This is a genomic window from Caballeronia sp. LZ043 (genome assembly GCF_031451075.1).
In the GTDB taxonomy this organism is placed as follows: Bacteria; Pseudomonadota; Gammaproteobacteria; order Burkholderiales; family Burkholderiaceae; genus Caballeronia.
In genome coordinates this window covers 735,010-750,839 of record NZ_JARUXT010000003.1, presented here as the reverse complement: position 1 = coordinate 750,839, position 15,830 = coordinate 735,010, and the positions used below count along the sequence as shown (strand labels likewise).

The window sequence follows — 15,830 nt, the reverse complement described above, 5'->3', positions numbered from 1 at the left end:
CCCCGGCATGACCACACTCTCCCCCTCTCGTTTTGCTGCGGACCGCGAGCGCGACATCGTGTGCCTCGGGCGGCTCGCCGTCGATCTGTACGCGCAGCAGGTCGGCGCGCGGCTCGAGGACGTTTCGAGCTTCGCGAAGTATCTCGGCGGCTCGTCGGCGAACATTGCGTTCGGCTGCGCGCGGCTCGGTCTCTCGTCGTCGATGCTCGCGCGTGTCGGCAACGATCACATGGGCCGCTTCCTCACCGAAACGCTCGCGCGCGAAGGCTGCGACGTCAGCCATGTGCGCGTGGATCCGGAGCGGCTGACCGCACTCGTGCTGCTCGGGCTCGAAGACCGCGACACCTTTCCGCTGGTGTTCTATCGCGAGAACTGCGCGGACATGGCCGTCGACGAAGCGGATTTCGATGAAGCCTATATCGCGTCATCGAAGGCGCTGCTCATCACCGGCACGCACTTCTCGACCGAACAGGTGAACCGCACGAGCCGGCGCGCGCTGGAAGTTGCGCGGCGTCACCAGGTGCGCACGGTGCTCGACATCGACTACCGGCCCGTGCTGTGGGGACTCACCGGCAAGGCCGATGGCGAGACGCGCTTCGTCGCCAACGAAGACGTCACCGCGCACCTGCAACGCATTTTGCCGCTGATCGATCTCGTGATCGGCACGGAAGAAGAGTTCCGCATCGCGGGCGGCAAGGACCGCCTGTCCGATGCGCTCGCGATGGTGCGCAAGGTCACCGGCGCGACACTCGTCGTGAAGCGCGGGCCGCTCGGCTGCTCGATCATCGAAGGCGAAGTGCCCGCTTCCATCGACGACGCCGCGGTGCACGGCGGCGTCGAAGTGGAGGTGCTGAACGTGCTCGGCGCGGGCGATGCGTTTGCGTCGGGCTTTCTCTCGGGATGGCTGCGCGACGCGCCGCTCGAAGCCTGTGCGCGCGCGGCGAATGCATGCGGCGCGCTGGTGGTGTCGCGGCACGGCTGCGCGCCCGCAATGCCCACGCCCGCCGAACTCGACTACTTCCTCGCGGCCGCGCACGAAGACCCGCTGCGCATGCGCCGGCCGGATCGCGATGCGACCCTTGCGCGCCTGCATCGCGTGAGCCCGCGGCGCAAACCATGGGACGAAGTGCTCGGCTTTGCCTTCGATCATCGCAACCAGTTCTTCGATCTCGCACAGCAGACCGGCGGGAGCGAGACGCGCATCGCGACGCTGAAGAACCTGTTTGTCGAGGCCGTTGCCCAGACCGAAAAGGAGCATGGACTCGAAGGCCGGATCGGCGTGCTCATCGACGACCGCTACGGCCAGGATGCGTTGAACGCCGCGACGGGCCGTGGCTGGTGGATCGGACGTCCGGTCGAGTTGCCGGGCTCGCTGCCGCTGGTGTTCGACCATGGCCGCTCGATCGGCACGACGCTCGTGCAGTGGCCGCGCGAACAGGTCGCGAAGTGCCTCGTGCAGTATCACCCCGATCATCCGCACGAACTGCGGCTCGAACAGGAAGCGCAAGTGCGCGCGCTCTACGACGCCGTGCAGGACAGCGGCCATGAGCTGCTGCTGGAAGTGATCGTGCCGAAGAACGGGCCGCCCGTCGCGGACGACACGGTGGTTCGCGCGTTGAAGCGCTTCTACAACCTGGGCATCTACCCCGAATGGTGGAAGCTCGAAGCGATGAACCCGCAGCAATGGCAAGCCGTCGATGCACTGATCGCCGAGCGCGATCCGTATTGCCGCGGTGTCGTGCTGCTCGGTTTGTCGGCGGGCGTCGAGCAGTTGCGCGACGCCTTCAGGGCCGCGGCGGACTCGGCGACCTGCCGGGGCTTCACGGTCGGTCGAACCATCTTTCATGAACCGAGCCGCGCGTGGCTCTCGGAGCAAATCAGCGACGACGAACTGATCACGCGTGTGCGGCATACCTTCGAAACGCTGATCGCGGCGTGGCGCGAGACGCGCGATTCGTCCGCGGCGTCCCTCCACACCCGACAGGAGCAGATCGCATGAACCAGCGAGCCACGCAACCGGAGACCGAGCTGTCGTCCACGGTTCGACTGACCGCCGCGCAGGCGGTCGTGCGCTATCTCGCGGCGCTGCGCACGGAGCATGGCGAGCCGCTGTTCGGCGGCGTGTTCGCGATCTTCGGGCACGGCAATGTCGCGGGGCTCGGCGAGGCGCTGTATCGACATCGCGACGAACTGCCGACCTATCGCGCGCACAACGAGCAGGCGATGGCGCACAGCGCAATCGCCTATGCCAAGGCGCACATGCGCCGCCGCATGATGGCGGTGACGACGTCCATCGGTCCGGGCGCGACCAATCTCGTCACCGCGGCGGCGCTCGCGCACGTGAACCGCCTGCCGGTGTTGCTGCTGCCGGGCGATATCTTCGTGTCGCGCGCGCCGGACCCGGTGCTTCAGCAACTCGAAGACAGCCACGACGGCGGCGTTTCCGCCAACGATGCGCTGAAAGCCGTGTCGCGTTACTTCGATCGCATCGTGCATCCGGCGCAACTGCTGAGCGCCCTGCCGCGCGCGATCCGCGTGCTCACCGACGCGGCGCAATGCGGCCCGGTGACGCTCGCGCTGCCGCAGGACGTGCAGGCGATGGCCTTCGATTACCCTGCTTCGTTCTTTGCGCCGCGTGTCGTCGAGTTTCATGCGCCGGCACCGCTGCCGCGCGAGATCGAACGCGCCGCCGCGCTGCTGCGCGACGCGCGCGAACCGTTGATCGTGACCGGCGGCGGCGTGCTGCACGGTCTGGCGGCGGAGACGCTGCGCGCGTTCGCGCACCGCCACGGCGTGCCCGTGGCGGAGACCCAGGCCGGCAAGGGCGCGCTGGCGTGGGACGATGCGTTGAATGTCGGCGGCATCGGCGTGACGGGCGGCTCGGCCGCGAACGAACTGGCGCACGCGGGCGATTGCGTGCTGGCGGTCGGCACGCGGCTGCAGGATTTCACGACGGGTTCGAACACGCTCTTCAAGCAGGCGCGGCTGGTCGCCATCAACGCCAATCCGTTCGATGCGCTGAAGCAGGACGCCGTCGCCGTGCAGGCGGACGCGCGGCTCGCGCTGGAAGCCTTGTCGGCGGCGCTCGGCGACTGGCGCGCGGCGCCGCAATGGACCACGCGTGCGCATCGTCTCGCCGAGGACTGGCGCGCGACCGTCGCCCACGTGACGAACACGCCGCCCGACGCCGGCCAGTTGCCGCGCGAGGCCGATGTGATCGGCGCGGTGCAGCGCTCGGACGAGGCCTCGCCCACGGGCGATATCGTCGTGTGCGCGGCCGGCACGCTGCCTGCCGACTTGCAGAAACTGTGGCGCACGGGTGCGCCGGGCGGCTATCACGTCGAATACGGCTATTCGTGCATGGGCTACGAGATCGCCGGCGGCCTCGGCGTGAAGCTGGCGCGACCGGAGCGCGAGGTGATCGTGATCGTCGGCGACGGCAGCTATCTGATGATGAACAGCGAGCTCGCGACGTCCGTGATGCTCGGGGCCAAGCTGATCGTCGTGCTGCTCGACAACCGCGGCTTCGGCTGCATCAACCGGCTGCAACAGGCATGCGGCGGCGCGCCGTTCAACAATCTCATCGACGACTGCAGGCAAGGCGCGCTCGGTGCGCCCACGATCGACTTCGCGATGCATGCACGGTCGCTCGGCGCGCTGTCGGAACATGTCGCGAACATCGATGAACTACAGGCCGCGATGCAGCGCGCACGCGCCGCGGACCGCAGCTATCTGATCTCCATCGACACCGATCCCGCGCGGCCGACCGAAGAAGGCGGCTGGTGGTGGGAAGTCGCGGTGCCGGAAGTATCGGAACGCGCGGCGGTGGTCGTGGCCCGGGAAGCCTACGAGCGCGCGCTCAATGCGCGCGCCGGCGATGTACCCAAAAACGGTGAGGATCCGACATGTCCTTGAACGTACGTATCGGCGTCAATCCGCTGTCGTGGATGAACGACGACCTGCCTTCGCTCGGCGGGGAGACGCCTCTGTCTGTCGCGCTCGCGGAAGGCCAGCAGATCGGCTATGCGGGCTTCGAGCTCGGCAACAAGTTTCCGCGCGAACCGCAAGCCTTGAAGACGCTGCTCGCCCAGTACGATCTCGCGCTCGTGTCCGGCTGGTATTCGGGGCGGCTCGCGGCGCGCGGCGTCGAGGAAGAGATCGAAGCGGTGGGTCCGCATCTCGATCTGCTGGCGCAGAACGGCGCGACGGTGGTGGTGTACGGCGAGGTCGCCGACTCGATCCAGGGCGCGCCACGGCCGCTGTATCAACGCCCGCGTTTCTTCTCCGATGCCCGCTGGAACGAATACGCCGAGCGGCTCGACCGCTTCGCCGCATACACGCTCTCGCGCGGCGTGCGTGTTGCCTATCATCATCACATGGGCGCATATGTGGAAACGCCCGCCGACGTCGACCGCCTGATGGCGCTCACGAGCGATGCGGTGGGCCTGCTGTTCGATGCCGGCCACATCACCTTCGCAGGCGGCGATGCGCTGACGGAACTGAAGAAGCACATCGGGCGCGTGTGCCATGTGCATTGCAAGGACGTGCGTCCGGAGATCGTGAAGCTCGCGCGCAACCGCAACTGGAGTTTTCTGGATGCGGTCATCAACGGCGCGTTCACCGTGCCCGGCGATGGCACGGTGGACTATCCGGGCATCATCGCGTGTCTGGCGGCGCATGATTACGCGGGCTGGCTGGTGGTCGAGGCGGAACAGGATCCGGTGATCGCGCCGAGTTACGCCTATGCGGAACGGGGCTATCGCACGTTGCGCTCGCTTGTCGACGGAATCTGCAAGGAGGCGGCATGAGCTTGCTGGTGAAGGCTTCGCGCGACGGCCAGACGATCGCGCGCGTGACGCCCGCTTCGGCGGGATGGAAGCATGTGGGCTTCGCGGCGTATCGCGTGAGCGCGGGCGACGTGCTGCATGTGTACGACGCAGACCGCGAGAGCTGCATCGTGGTGCTGACGGGCACGGTGAGTATCGAGGCGGGCGACGAGCACTGGCAGTCCATCGGCACGCGCGACAGCGTGTTCGAGGACGCGGCGCCGCATGCCGTGTACGTGCCGCCCAAGCTGGCGGCCATCGTGCGGGCGGAGCGCGATGCGGAGATCGGCGTGGCGAGCGCGCCGGCCAGGGGCGAATATCCGCCGCGGCTGATCGAGCCGGCGCAGATGAAGCGCTCGACGCGCGGCAAGGGCGCCAATACGCGCCATGTGTGCGACATCCTTCCGCAGACCGAGCCGGCGGAGTCGCTGCTGGTGGTCGAGGTGCGCACGCCGGGCGGACATGCGTCGAGCTATCCGCCGCACAAGCATGACCGGGACGCCGTGCCGGACGAGAGCGCGCTGGAGGAGACGTATTACCATCGGCTGGATCCGCCGCAAGGGTTTGCGTTCCAGCGCGTTTATACCGACGAGCGCGATCTCGACGAGACGATGGCCGTCGAGAATCATGATGTGGTGATGGTGCCGCGTGGGTATCATCCGGTCGTCGTACCGTATGGCTATGACAATTACTACCTGAACGTCATGGCCGGCGACAAGCGGACCTGGCACTTCAAGAACGATCCGAAGCATGAGTGGATCGTGGAGCGGGATAGCAAGGCCTAGGAAGCGGCGCAGGTGATGCCGCATGCCGTGGCATCCCTGCGGTTCATGTCTTCCGGGGTTGATGATCTCGATGCCGCAAGCGAGAAAGTCGTTGACGTTGCGCGTGGCAAGCATAGTCCCGCGAGAACGCACGACGGCGGCGATCACAAACGATCATTCATCAAGACCCAACGGCCCGCGAATGGGCTCACGTTTGGGCAGTTTGAGTTCAATGCCACCGAGGGGCTCGATGCGGCCGCGGATCGAATCAACCAGATTCCTGCCGATGCCGGGGCCAGTAAAAAGCGCCGCACGCAATATGTCACGCGCCTCGTCTTCCATCGAACGGCCGTGCCGGGCTGCTTGCATACGCAGACGCGTTTCGAGTCGCTCGTCGATATTTTGGTTGCCCATGGCCACCACGTCGGCGTCCTCGTAACTGTGATGTGAGTCTTCGCATCTAGACAACAGGGCCGCTGATCGAGAGCCACTGCTGAACGATCTCAGTGCGCTGCATGAGCGTTTCCATCGGCCCTTCGAATTGCACCGCCCCATGTCCCATCACCGCGACGCGCGCATCGAGCGTCCGCGCGATGCTCAAGCGCTCTTCGATCAGCAGCATCCCCACCCCGCGAGCGCGCAGCAGCTTCAGGCACTCCGCCACCTGCGCAAGCACCTGCGGCGCGAGCCCTTCCCCGGGTTCGTCGATCACCACGAGTGACGGATCGCCCGCCAGCGTGCGGGCGAGCGCGAGCATCTGCTGTTCGCCTCCTGACAGCGCACCGGCCTTGACCTTCGCGCGTTCGCTCAGCACGGGAAACAGGCGGTACGCATCGTTCTGCGTGAAGCGCGTGCCGCGTCTCTCACCGAGCAGCAGGTTCTCGTGCACCGTCAGCGCGGGAAACACGTCGCGGGTCTCCGCCACGTAGCCGATGCCCAGCCGCGCAATCCGATGCGGCCGCATGCCGACCAGCGACACCTCCCCATAACGCATCTCGCCCGCGCACTGCACGAGACCCATGATGGCCTTCGCCAGCGTCGAGCGCCCCGAGCCGTTGCGGCCGACGAGCGCGACCACCTCGCCCGCCGCGATGCACAGATTCACGCCATGCAGCACCTGCGCCGCGCCATACCACGCGCGCAGGTTCTCGATGCGCAACGCGGCGCTCATGGAATCACTCCGCCGAGATAGGCCGCCTGCACATCCGCATGGACGCGTATTTCGGCAGGCGTGCCGGTCGCGATCACGCGCCCGCGCACGAGCACCGAGATGCGGTCCGCGAGTCCGAACACCGCGTCCATGTCGTGCTCGATGACGAGCAGCGTGCGGCCTTCCGTGATCGCCCGGATCAACGCAAGCGCCCGCGCGGCTTCCGCGCGATTCATGCCGGCGGTAGGCTCGTCGAGCAGGATGAGCGGCGCATCGGTGGCGAGCGCGATGCCGAGATCGAGCGCGCGCTGCTCCGCGTAGGCGAGGCGCGCGGCGGGCTCATCGGCGCGGTTGGCGAGGCCGATTGCATCGAGCATCGCGCGGGCGCGGTCCTCGACCTGCCGCGACGGCCACCAGCGGTCGATCAGGCGTGACCCCGCCGCGCCCAACGCCGCGCAGCGCAGGTTGTCGAGCACCGACAGGCCGCCGAACACGCTGGTCGTCTGAAAACTGCGTGCGAGGCGGCGCGCCACGCGCGGCGGCGAGCGGCCCGTGATGTCCACGCCCTGCGCCACGATGCGTCCGCCATCCGGACGCACGCGGCCCGAGATGAGATCGAAGAGCGTCGACTTGCCCGCTCCGTTCGGGCCGATCAACGCATGCCGCTCGCCTTGCGCGACGTGCAGATCGACCCCGCGCAGCACGTGCGTCGCCCCGAAGCGCTTGCTGACATCGTGCAGCTCGAGCGCGGGGTTCATGGTGTTCCTGGCGCGAGGCGCACGCGGCGCGCCAGCCAGAATCCGAGCGCCGCGCAGGGCAACGCCACGAGCCACGCACCGGCGGGCAACGTGAGTGCGCCGGTCTGGCGCGCATAGAGCGTCTCGACGACCGCGACCGTCGCAACGCCCCACGCCAGCGCGCTGAGGCCGCCGAGACACAACGTGCGCGGGTCGCGCCGCAACAGTCCGGCGACACCTTGCGGCGCCGCGACGACGACCCATACGAAGAAGAGTCCGAGGTACATCGGCCATGCGGCGGTCAGGTTCGCCACGGCGACGCTCATGAGAGTCAGCAGCACCGCGCCCACGATCGGCCCGAAGAACGTCCCTGTTCCGCCGATCACGGTAGCGACGAGCACACTGGTCGAGCGCGCAAGACCGACACTTTCCGCCGACACGAGTTCGACGTTGATCAGCCCCATCACGCCCGCGACGCCCGCAAAAAACGCCGACACGACCAGCATCGTGAAGCGCACGCGCGCCGGCGCGAAGCCGATTGCGGCGGCGCGCACGGGGTTGTCGCGCACGGCGTTGGCGAGGCGGCACAGCGGCGTGCGCGAGAAGGCGTACACCGCGAGCACGCACACCGCGCACCATCCCGCGATCAGCGCATACGCCTCGCGCGGCGGCCCGAAGGTCCAGCCGAACAGCGGCTGGCCGCTCGCCCGGTCGATGGTCACGCCGCCCTCCCCGCCGAACCATCCCGGCACGAGCCAGACGCAGGCCGCGACCAGTTCGCCGATGCCGAGCGTGATCATCGCGAACGGCGTGCCGGCACGTTGCGTCGAGATGAGGCCGACGACCGCCGCGACGCCCATCGCGACGAAGCCGCCCACCAATGGCAACAGCGTGAGCGACACACCCGCGCGATTGAACACATGCGCCGCGGCGAACGCGCCGAGCCCGGCATACACCGCGTGCCCGAAGGACAGCAAGCCGGTTTCTCCGAGCAGCAGGTTATAGGACAGCGCGAAGACGATCAGCGTCGCGGTCTGCGCGAGATATGCGAGCAGCCATGACTGAGGGAAGAACATCGGCGGCAATGCGAGCGCCGCGAGCAACGCGATGAAGGCCAACATCGCGGGCGTGATGGACTTACGCATCCCGGGTGCGCTCGCCGAAGAGTCCGCTTGGCCGCGCGGCCAGCATCGCGACGAGCAGCAGGTACGGCAGCACCGGCGCGAGTTGCGTCACCGTCAGCGCACCCCACGCAGGCGGCAAGGTCACGCCGAACACGGCCGCGATACTGCCCGCCGATGCGCTCGCGCTCACCGCGAAGGTCTGCGCACAGCCGATCAGCAGCGACGCGACCAGCGCGCCATACAAGGAACCAAGCCCGCCGATGACCACGACGACGAACACGATCGGGCCCATGGCATCGGCCATGCCGGGTTCGATGACGGCCAGCGGCGCGCCGATCACGCCGCCCAGCGCGGCGAGCGCGGTGCCGGCGGCGAATACGAGGGTGAAGACGCGCGGCACGTCGTGGCCGAGCGTTTCGACGGCGGCGGAATGCGTCAGTGCCGCGCGCACGACGAGACCCACGCGCGACGTGCGCAGCACGAGCCACAGCGCCCCCAGCATGACGATGGCGACCGCCATCATGAACACGCGATAGCGCGCGAACGACGCGCCATACAGCGTGAACAGCGGACCGTCCAGCACGTCGGGAATGGCTGCGGGCAACGGCCCGAGCCCCCAGACGAGCTTGACGCCCTCGCCGATCAGCAGCGCAGCACCAAAGGTCAGCAGCAGTTCGGCGAGCGCGCCGCGCGCATGCACGCGGCGCAACAGCAGGCGCTCGAACAGCGCACCCGCCAGTCCGACGAGCACCGGCGCCGCAATCAGCGCCAGCCAGAAATTGCCGGCAGCCGCGAGCGTCTGCCCGACATAGGCGCCGAGCATATAGAAGCTCGCATGCGCGAAGTTGAGCACGCCGAGCATCGAGAAAATCAGCGTAAGCCCGGCGGACAGCATGAACAACAGCAAGCCCGTGCTCACGCCGTTGAGCAGATTCACGCTGAACCACTGGAGCAAGGCGCGGCCTCAGCGAGCGAGCAGCGGCTTCAGCGCAGCGACGAGCGGCGCGGGCAGCGCCACGGGCCGGCGCGTCACGCGATCGACGTACACATGCACGAAATGCCCTTGCGCGGCGGCTTCGTCCGCACCCTGCGCGAAGATGGCCACTTCGTAGCGCACGCTCGTCGTGCCGAGTTTCTCCACGCGCAGGCCCGCCTCGATCGGCTCCGGAAACACCACGGGCGCAAAGAAGTTGCAGCGCGTCTCCACCACGAGCCCGATGGTCTCGCCCTCGCTGTAGTCGAGCACGCCGTGACGCAGCAGATACTCGTTCACGACGGTATCGAAATAGCTGTAGTAGACGACGTTGTTGATGTGCCCATACACGTCGTTATCCGACCAGCGCGTGCTGATCGACAGGAAATGCGCGTAGTCCGCGCGAGTGGTTCGGACAGGTTTGGTCATCGTGGCATGCGCGTCGGGACGCGGGACGGTCGGCGTGGCGCCATGTTAGGAGCGGCCCGCCGGACGTGTCAATCCGGCGCGGCAAAGGGGTTCGAGGCTAGTTTGCAGCGCCCAGGCACAGCGCGCGGACCTCATCGGTGAAACGATCGACCGTCTCTTCGCGCGTATCCCACGCGCACATCAGGCGGCATCCACCCGAACCGATGAACTGATAGAAGCGCCAGCCCTTCGCGCGCAACGCCGTGGCAACCTGCGCCGGCAATTCGGCGAAGACCGCGTTGGCTTTGGGTTCGAACATCAGCTTCACGCTTGGAAGGTCGGCGAGACGCGCGGCCATCCGCTGCGCCATCGCGTTGGCGTGACGCGCATTGCGCAGCCAGACGTCGTCGTCGAGCAGGCCGAGCCACGGCGCGGAAATGAAGCGCATCTTCGAGGCGAGCTGTCCCGCCTGCTTCAGGCGATACGCGAAATCGGCAGCGAGCGCGCGGTCGAAGAACACCACCGCTTCCCCCACCGGCAGGCCGTTCTTCGTGCCGCCGAAGCACAGCACGTCGACGCCCGCGCGCCACGTGATCTCCGAGGGATGCACATTCAGGCTTGCCACCGCATTCGCGAAGCGCGCGCCGTCCATGTGGACCCTCAGGTGCCGTCGCTTGGCGATCGCCGCAATCGCGCGGATCTCCTCGACGGTGTAGACGGTGCCGACTTCCGTCGCCTGCGTCAGCGCGACGACCTTCGGCTTCGGATAGTGGATGTCGGCGCGGCGCGTGACGATCTCCTCGATCGCATCGGGCGTGAGCTTGCCGTTCGCGCCCTGCGCCGTGAGCAGCTTCGAGCCGCCGGAGAAGAACTCCGGGCCGCCGCATTCGTCGGTTTCGATATGTGCAAGTTCGTGGCAGATCACCGAGTGATACGACTGGCACAGCGACGCCAGCGCCAGCGAATTCGCTGCCGTGCCGTTGAAGACGAAGAACACTTCGCAGTCGGTCTGGAACAGGTCGCGGATGCGGTCGCAGACCTGCGTGGTCCAGGAATCGTCGCCATAGGCGGGTTCGTGACCGCTGTTGTTGGCCTGGATGAGCGCCTGGAGCGCTTTGGGGCAGATGCCCGCGTAATTGTCCGAGGCGAAATGCTGAATCGTGTCCGTGGGCGCTGTCATGGGAAGCGAAGGGCCGTGATCGTGATGAACGGGCGCGCGAATACACGGCGCCCGGCGATCCGGCCATTCTAGCGGCTTGGCGCGGCGGCGCGTCCAATGCGTCAGACGCGCCGCCCGAAGCCCTGCGGCAAGAGACTTACTTGCTGTTCGGCGCGCTGGCCGCGTTGGCTTCCTGCGCCTTCTTTTCCTTCTTGCTGGCCTCATGATGGCCAATGGCGCAACCACCCACGGCGCCCGCCGTGCCGTGCTTGCCGGCGACATGCCCCGCCACGCCGCCCACCGCCGCGCCTTCGATACAGCCCTTTGCCTGAGCGGCACCGGCGGCAGCCAGCATGGCCGAAGCCAGAACGATCGATGCGAATGTGCGATTCATCGTGTGTCTCCCTTGGGTTGTTGTGAACCCTGGAGGTATTGCACACGATGTGCCTGACAGGCTGTAGTAAAAAACGGCCCGATCCGAAGGGATCGAGCCGTTCCTTGCGAGTGCCGGAAAACGCTCAGAGCTGCTGCTGCACCCATCCCGTCACGCCGGCGAGCGCGGCCGGCAGCTTGGCCGGCTCGGTGCCGCCTGCCTGGGCCATGTCGGGACGGCCACCGCCCTTGCCGCCAACCTGCTGCGCGACGAAGTTGACGAGTTCGCCCGCCTTGACCTTCCTCGACGCATCCGGCGTCACGCCTGCGATCAGGCTGACCTTGCCGCCGTCCACCGAAGCCAGCACGATCGCCGCATGCTTGAGCTTGTCCTTCAGCTTGTCGACGGTTTCGCGCAGCGTCTTCACGTCGGCGCCTTCGAGCTGCGCCGCGAGCACCTGCACGCCCGCCACGTCGACCGCCTGCGACACCAGTTCGTCGCCCTGGCTCGCCGCCAGCTTCGACTTCAGCGCGGCCAGTTCCTTTTCCAGCGTCTTCACGTGCTCCTGCACCTGCGCGATGCGCTGCGTCAGTTCCGCCGGCTGCGCCTTCAGCACGCTGGCCGCCGCGTTGATGCGCTGGTCGAGTTCCTGCACGTAGCGCACGGCGTTGTCGCCGGTGATCGCTTCCACGCGGCGAATGCCCGCCGCCACGCCGCCTTCCACCACGATCTTGAAGAAGCCGATGTCGCCGGTACGCTGCACGTGCGTGCCGCCGCAGAGTTCGCGCGAGAAGCCGAGGTCGAGCACGCGCACCGTGTCGCCGTACTTTTCTCCGAACAGCGCCATCGCGCCGCCCTTCACCGCGTCTTCATAGCCCATCACGCGCACCACGCCCGGCGCGTTCGCGATGATTTCGTTGTTGACGATCTGCTCGACGCGACGGATTTCGTCGTCCGTCATCGGCGCGTTGTGCGCGAAGTCGAAGCGCGTCTTGTCGGCATCGACGAGCGAGCCCTTCTGCTGCACGTGGCCGCCCAGCACGTCGCGCAACGCCTTGTGCATCAGGTGGGTGGCCGAGTGGTTGCGCGCGGTGCGGGCGCGGCGGATGGCGTCGATTTCCGCCTTCACGACGTCGCCTACCTTCAGCGTGCCCTGCTCCACCGTGCCGTGATGGCCGACGACATCCGCCTGCACCTTCAGCGTGTCCACAACGGCAAAGCGCACGCTGGCGTTCGCCAGCACGCCCTGGTCGCCGACCTGGCCGCCGGACTCCGCATAGAACGGCGTGTGATCCAGCACCACGACCGCCTGCTGGCCAGGCTGCGCCTCGTTCACGGTCACGCCGTCCACATACAGCGCGAGCACCTTCGCGTCGTCGAAGATTTCCTTCTCGTAGCCGTGGAACGTGGATTTCGCGCCCGAGTATTCGAGGCCCGCCGCCAGCTTGAACTTGCCCGCCGCGCGCGCCTGGTCGCGCTGGCGCGCCATGGCGTCGTCGAATGCGGGTTCGTCCACCGTCACGCCGCGCTCGCGGCACACGTCCGCCGTCAGGTCGAGCGGGAAGCCGTAGGTATCGTGCAGCTTGAACGCGAGTTCGCCGTCCAGCTGCTTCACGCCCTTCTTGTCCAGTCCGGCGAGCTCGCCTTCGAGGATCGACATGCCGTTCTCGATGGTCTCGAAGAAACGCTCTTCCTCCTGGCGCAGGACGTCGGTGACGCGCTGCTGCGCGTCCGCGAGTTCCGGATAGGCCGCGCCCATTTCCGCGACCAGGTCCGCCACCAGCTTGTGGAAGAACGCGCCCTTGCGGCCGAGCTTGTAGCCATGGCGGATCGCGCGGCGCACGATCCGGCGCAGCACGTAGCCGCGGCCTTCATTGCCGGGAATCACGCCGTCGACGATCAGGAACGAGCACGCGCGGATGTGGTCCGCGATGACCTTCAGCGAGTTGTTCTCCAGATCCGCCGTGGCCGTTTCACGCGCCGCGGCCTTGATGAGGGTCTGGAAGAGATCGATTTCGTAGTTGCTGTGCACGTGCTGCAGCACGGCGGCGAGGCGCTCGAGGCCCATGCCGGTATCGACGCACTGCTTGGGCAGCGGCGTCATGTTGCCCTGCGCGTCGCGGTTGAACTGCATGAACACGAGATTCCAGATCTCGATGAAGCGGTCGCCGTCTTCTTCCGGCGATCCCGGCGGGCCGCCCCAGATCTCCGGGCCGTGGTCGTAGAACACTTCCGAGCACGGGCCGCACGGGCCGGTGTCGGCCATCTGCCAGAAGTTGTCGGAGGCGTAGCGCGCGCCCTTGTTGTCGCCGATGCGGATGATGCGCTCGACCGGCACGCCGATTTCCTTCGCCCAGATGTCGAAGGCTTCGTCGTCTTCCTGATAGACCGTGACGGTGAGCTTTTCCGCCGGCAGCGCGTAGACCTTGGTCAGCAGCTCCCAGCAGTAATGGATGGCGTCGCGCTTGAAATAATCGCCGAACGAGAAATTGCCCAGCATCTCGAAGAACGTATGGTGCCGCGCCGTGTAGCCGACGTTCTCCAGGTCGTTGTGCTTGCCGCCCGCGCGCACGCTGCGCTGCGCGGTAGTGGCACGCGAGTACGGCCGCGACTCGGCGCCCAGAAAGACGTCCTTGAACTGGACCATGCCCGAATTGGTGAAGAGCAGCGTCGGGTCGTTGCCGGGCACGAGGCTCGACGAACGCACGATCGTGTGGCCCTTCGATTCGAAAAACTTCAGGAATTTCTCGCGTATTTCGGCGGCTTTCATAGCGTACGGGGCGTGTCTTCGGTTCTTTGATGGTGCCCGCGGGCGGCTTGCGCATGAATCGACGGCAAGCCCGGCCGGCGTGGCGAGGGTGATTGTCGATTATACGGGATTCGCCGCGTCCGGCCGGGCGGGCGGCGCGCCGGCGCAGGCCCGCGCCGCCGCTTCCTTGACGCGTTTATCGCGCCTTCGGTATCGCGCGCGACGCGGTTCTGTGCGACAGTCGCGAAACCGCCGGCCGGCGCCGCAGGACGCCCGCCGCTGTTGTTACTGAAGCCACTAAGGGCACCTGAGCCACGAACAAGAGGAAGCGAGCAGACGAATGGGAGCCTTGAGCCATATCCGCGTGCTGGACCTGACCCGCGTGCTGGCGGGACCGTGGTGCGCGCAGACCCTCGCCGATTTCGGCGCCGATGTCATCAAGATCGAACGGCCGGAAACCGGCGACGACACCCGCCAGTGGGGCCCGCCCTATCTCCGGACGCCCGCCGGCGAGGACACCCGCGAGGCCGCGTACTATCTCGCGGCGAACCGCAACAAGCGTTCGGTGACCGTCGACATCGCGACGCCCGAAGGCCAGCGCATCGTGCGCGAACTGGCCGCGCAAAGCGATGTCGTGCTGGAGAACTACAAGGCCGGCCAGTTGAAGAAGTACGGGCTCGACTATGAATCGCTGAAGGCCGTCAAGCCGGACCTGGTCTATTGCTCCATCACGGGCTTCGGCCAGTCCGGGCCCTACGCGCAGCGGGCGGGCTATGACTTCATCGTGCAGGGGATCGGCGGCTTCATGAGCATCACCGGCGAGCGCGACGGCCAGCCGGGCGGCGGTCCGCAAAAGGCGGGCGTGGCGATCGCCGACCTGATGACCGGCATGTATGCGACCGTCGGCGTGCTCACGGCGCTCGCGCATCGCGACCGCACCGGCGAGGGGCAGTACATCGACATGGCGCTGCTCGACGTGCAGGTCGCGATGCTCGCCAACATGAACACCAACTTCCTCGCGAGCGGCAAGCCGCCGGTGCGCTGGGGCAATGCGCACCCGAACATCGTGCCGTACCAGACGTTCCAGACCAGCGACGGCTGGATCATCGTCGCGGTGGGCAACGACGGGCAGTTCCGCAAGTTCGTCGAGGCGGGCGGCTGCGCCCATCTCGCCGACGACCCGCGCTTCGCGGCCAATCCGTCGCGCGTGCGCAATCGCGAAGTGCTCGTGCCCCTGCTCACCGACATGGTGCAGCGTCAGGGCAAGCACGAGTGGATCGCGCAGTTGGAGGAAGCCGGCGTGCCGTGCGGGCCGATCAACGATCTCGGCGAAGTGTTCGAGGACCCGCAGGTGCTGGCGCGCCGGATGCAGATCGATCTGCCGCATCCGAGCGGCGGCACGGTGAAGCTGGTCGCGAGCCCGATCAAGATGAGCGCGACGCCGCCCGAGGCGCGCTCGCATCCGCCGCTGCTCGGCGAGCACACGGAAGGCGTGCTGGCCGAACTGCTCGGCTATGACGAGGCGCGGATCGCGGCGTTGCGGGCGTCGAAGACGATCTGATCAGGA

14 protein-coding genes are annotated in these 15,830 nt (G+C 67.3%); 5 read left to right on the top strand and 9 right to left on the bottom strand.

Annotated elements, in window-relative coordinates; genetic code table 11:
• Positions 1–7: 7 nt before the first annotated feature.
• The 4 genes from iolC to iolB are packed head-to-tail and all read left to right on the top strand — an operon-like array spanning position 8 to position 5,611.
• Complete coding sequence (gene iolC, locus QCE64_RS23540) at positions 8–1,999, top strand: 5-dehydro-2-deoxygluconokinase (protein WP_310006515.1); 1,992 nt, start codon at positions 8–10, stop codon at positions 1,997–1,999.
• Positions 1,996–3,915: a 3D-(3,5/4)-trihydroxycyclohexane-1,2-dione acylhydrolase (decyclizing) gene (iolD, locus tag QCE64_RS23535; RefSeq protein WP_310006512.1), complete on the top strand. Its 1,920-nt coding sequence runs from the start codon at positions 1,996–1,998 to the stop codon at positions 3,913–3,915. The genes iolC and iolD overlap by 4 nt, the downstream gene beginning before the upstream one ends.
• Positions 3,906–4,808, top strand: coding sequence for a myo-inosose-2 dehydratase (gene iolE, locus QCE64_RS23530; protein ID WP_310006510.1), 903 nt, complete (start codon positions 3,906–3,908; stop codon positions 4,806–4,808). The genes iolD and iolE overlap by 10 nt, the downstream gene beginning before the upstream one ends.
• Positions 4,805–5,611 carry a 5-deoxy-glucuronate isomerase gene (gene iolB, locus QCE64_RS23525; RefSeq protein ID WP_309930410.1) on the top strand — a complete coding sequence of 269 codons (807 nt, stop codon included), beginning with the start codon at positions 4,805–4,807 and terminating at the stop codon, positions 5,609–5,611. The genes iolE and iolB overlap by 4 nt, the downstream gene beginning before the upstream one ends.
• 153 nt (positions 5,612–5,764) lie before the next feature.
• Here iolB and QCE64_RS23520 read toward each other — a convergent pair whose 3' ends face one another.
• The 9 genes from QCE64_RS23520 to alaS all read right to left on the bottom strand — a co-directional run bounded on the left by QCE64_RS23520 (position 5,765) and on the right by alaS (position 14,284).
• Entirely contained in the window at positions 5,765–5,959 is a 195-nt protein-coding gene (locus QCE64_RS23520; RefSeq protein ID WP_404987455.1) for a FitA-like ribbon-helix-helix domain-containing protein, read from the bottom strand.
• A 91-nt stretch (positions 5,960–6,050) separates the two neighbouring features.
• On the bottom strand, positions 6,051–6,761 hold the full coding sequence (locus tag QCE64_RS23515) for an ABC transporter ATP-binding protein (protein WP_309930411.1): 711 nt from the start codon (positions 6,759–6,761) through the stop codon (positions 6,051–6,053).
• Complete coding sequence (locus QCE64_RS23510; RefSeq protein WP_310006508.1) at positions 6,758–7,498, bottom strand: ABC transporter ATP-binding protein; 741 nt, start codon at positions 7,496–7,498, stop codon at positions 6,758–6,760. Before QCE64_RS23510 ends, QCE64_RS23515 begins: the two co-directional genes overlap by 4 nt.
• The gene (locus QCE64_RS23505) at positions 7,495–8,622 is read right to left on the bottom strand and encodes a branched-chain amino acid ABC transporter permease (RefSeq protein WP_310006506.1); all 1,128 of its coding nucleotides are present in this window, start codon (positions 8,620–8,622) and stop codon (positions 7,495–7,497) included. The genes QCE64_RS23510 and QCE64_RS23505 overlap by 4 nt, the downstream gene beginning before the upstream one ends.
• Positions 8,615–9,496 carry a branched-chain amino acid ABC transporter permease gene (locus QCE64_RS23500; RefSeq protein WP_309919783.1) on the bottom strand — a complete coding sequence of 294 codons (882 nt, stop codon included), beginning with the start codon at positions 9,494–9,496 and terminating at the stop codon, positions 8,615–8,617. The genes QCE64_RS23505 and QCE64_RS23500 overlap by 8 nt, the downstream gene beginning before the upstream one ends.
• Before the next feature lie 69 nt (positions 9,497–9,565).
• Positions 9,566–10,003 carry a thioesterase family protein gene (locus QCE64_RS23495; protein ID WP_309808984.1) on the bottom strand — a complete coding sequence of 146 codons (438 nt, stop codon included), beginning with the start codon at positions 10,001–10,003 and terminating at the stop codon, positions 9,566–9,568.
• A gap of 97 nt (positions 10,004–10,100) precedes the next feature.
• Positions 10,101–11,141: a low specificity L-threonine aldolase gene (locus QCE64_RS23490; RefSeq protein WP_310007337.1), complete on the bottom strand. Its 1,041-nt coding sequence runs from the start codon at positions 11,139–11,141 to the stop codon at positions 10,101–10,103.
• Positions 11,142–11,298: 157 nt separating this feature from the next.
• On the bottom strand, positions 11,299–11,535 hold the full coding sequence (locus QCE64_RS23485; RefSeq protein WP_309917238.1) for a hypothetical protein: 237 nt from the start codon (positions 11,533–11,535) through the stop codon (positions 11,299–11,301).
• Positions 11,536–11,659: 124 nt separating this feature from the next.
• Positions 11,660–14,284: an alanine--tRNA ligase gene (gene alaS, locus QCE64_RS23480; RefSeq protein WP_310006504.1), complete on the bottom strand. Its 2,625-nt coding sequence runs from the start codon at positions 14,282–14,284 to the stop codon at positions 11,660–11,662.
• A 319-nt stretch (positions 14,285–14,603) separates the two neighbouring features.
• Between alaS and QCE64_RS23475 the strand changes: the two genes are divergently transcribed.
• Positions 14,604–15,824: a CaiB/BaiF CoA-transferase family protein gene (locus QCE64_RS23475; protein WP_310006502.1), complete on the top strand. Its 1,221-nt coding sequence runs from the start codon at positions 14,604–14,606 to the stop codon at positions 15,822–15,824.
• The last annotated feature ends 6 nt before the right edge of the window (positions 15,825–15,830 follow it).

Bases quoted from the DNA above. Each gene is read 5' to 3' on its own strand.
- iolC (WP_310006515.1), top strand. From the start codon at position 8: ATGACCACACTCTCCCCCTCTCGTTTTGCTGCGGACCGCGAGCGCGAC.
- iolD (WP_310006512.1), top strand. From the start codon at position 1,996: ATGAACCAGCGAGCCACGCAACCGGAGACCGAGCTGTCGTCCACGGTT.
- iolE (WP_310006510.1), top strand. From the start codon at position 3,906: ATGTCCTTGAACGTACGTATCGGCGTCAATCCGCTGTCGTGGATGAAC.
- iolB (WP_309930410.1), top strand. From the start codon at position 4,805: ATGAGCTTGCTGGTGAAGGCTTCGCGCGACGGCCAGACGATCGCGCGC.
- QCE64_RS23520 (WP_404987455.1), bottom strand. From the start codon at position 5,959: ATGCAAGCAGCCCGGCACGGCCGTTCGATGGAAGACGAGGCGCGTGAC.
- QCE64_RS23515 (WP_309930411.1), bottom strand. From the start codon at position 6,761: ATGAGCGCCGCGTTGCGCATCGAGAACCTGCGCGCGTGGTATGGCGCG.
- QCE64_RS23510 (WP_310006508.1), bottom strand. From the start codon at position 7,498: ATGAACCCCGCGCTCGAGCTGCACGATGTCAGCAAGCGCTTCGGGGCG.
- QCE64_RS23505 (WP_310006506.1), bottom strand. From the start codon at position 8,622: ATGCGTAAGTCCATCACGCCCGCGATGTTGGCCTTCATCGCGTTGCTC.
- QCE64_RS23500 (WP_309919783.1), bottom strand. From the start codon at position 9,496: ATGCTGTCCGCCGGGCTTACGCTGATTTTCTCGATGCTCGGCGTGCTC.
- QCE64_RS23495 (WP_309808984.1), bottom strand. From the start codon at position 10,003: ATGACCAAACCTGTCCGAACCACTCGCGCGGACTACGCGCATTTCCTG.
- QCE64_RS23485 (WP_309917238.1), bottom strand. From the start codon at position 11,535: ATGAATCGCACATTCGCATCGATCGTTCTGGCTTCGGCCATGCTGGCT.
- alaS (WP_310006504.1), bottom strand. From the start codon at position 14,284: ATGAAAGCCGCCGAAATACGCGAGAAATTCCTGAAGTTTTTCGAATCG.
- QCE64_RS23475 (WP_310006502.1), top strand. From the start codon at position 14,604: ATGGGAGCCTTGAGCCATATCCGCGTGCTGGACCTGACCCGCGTGCTG.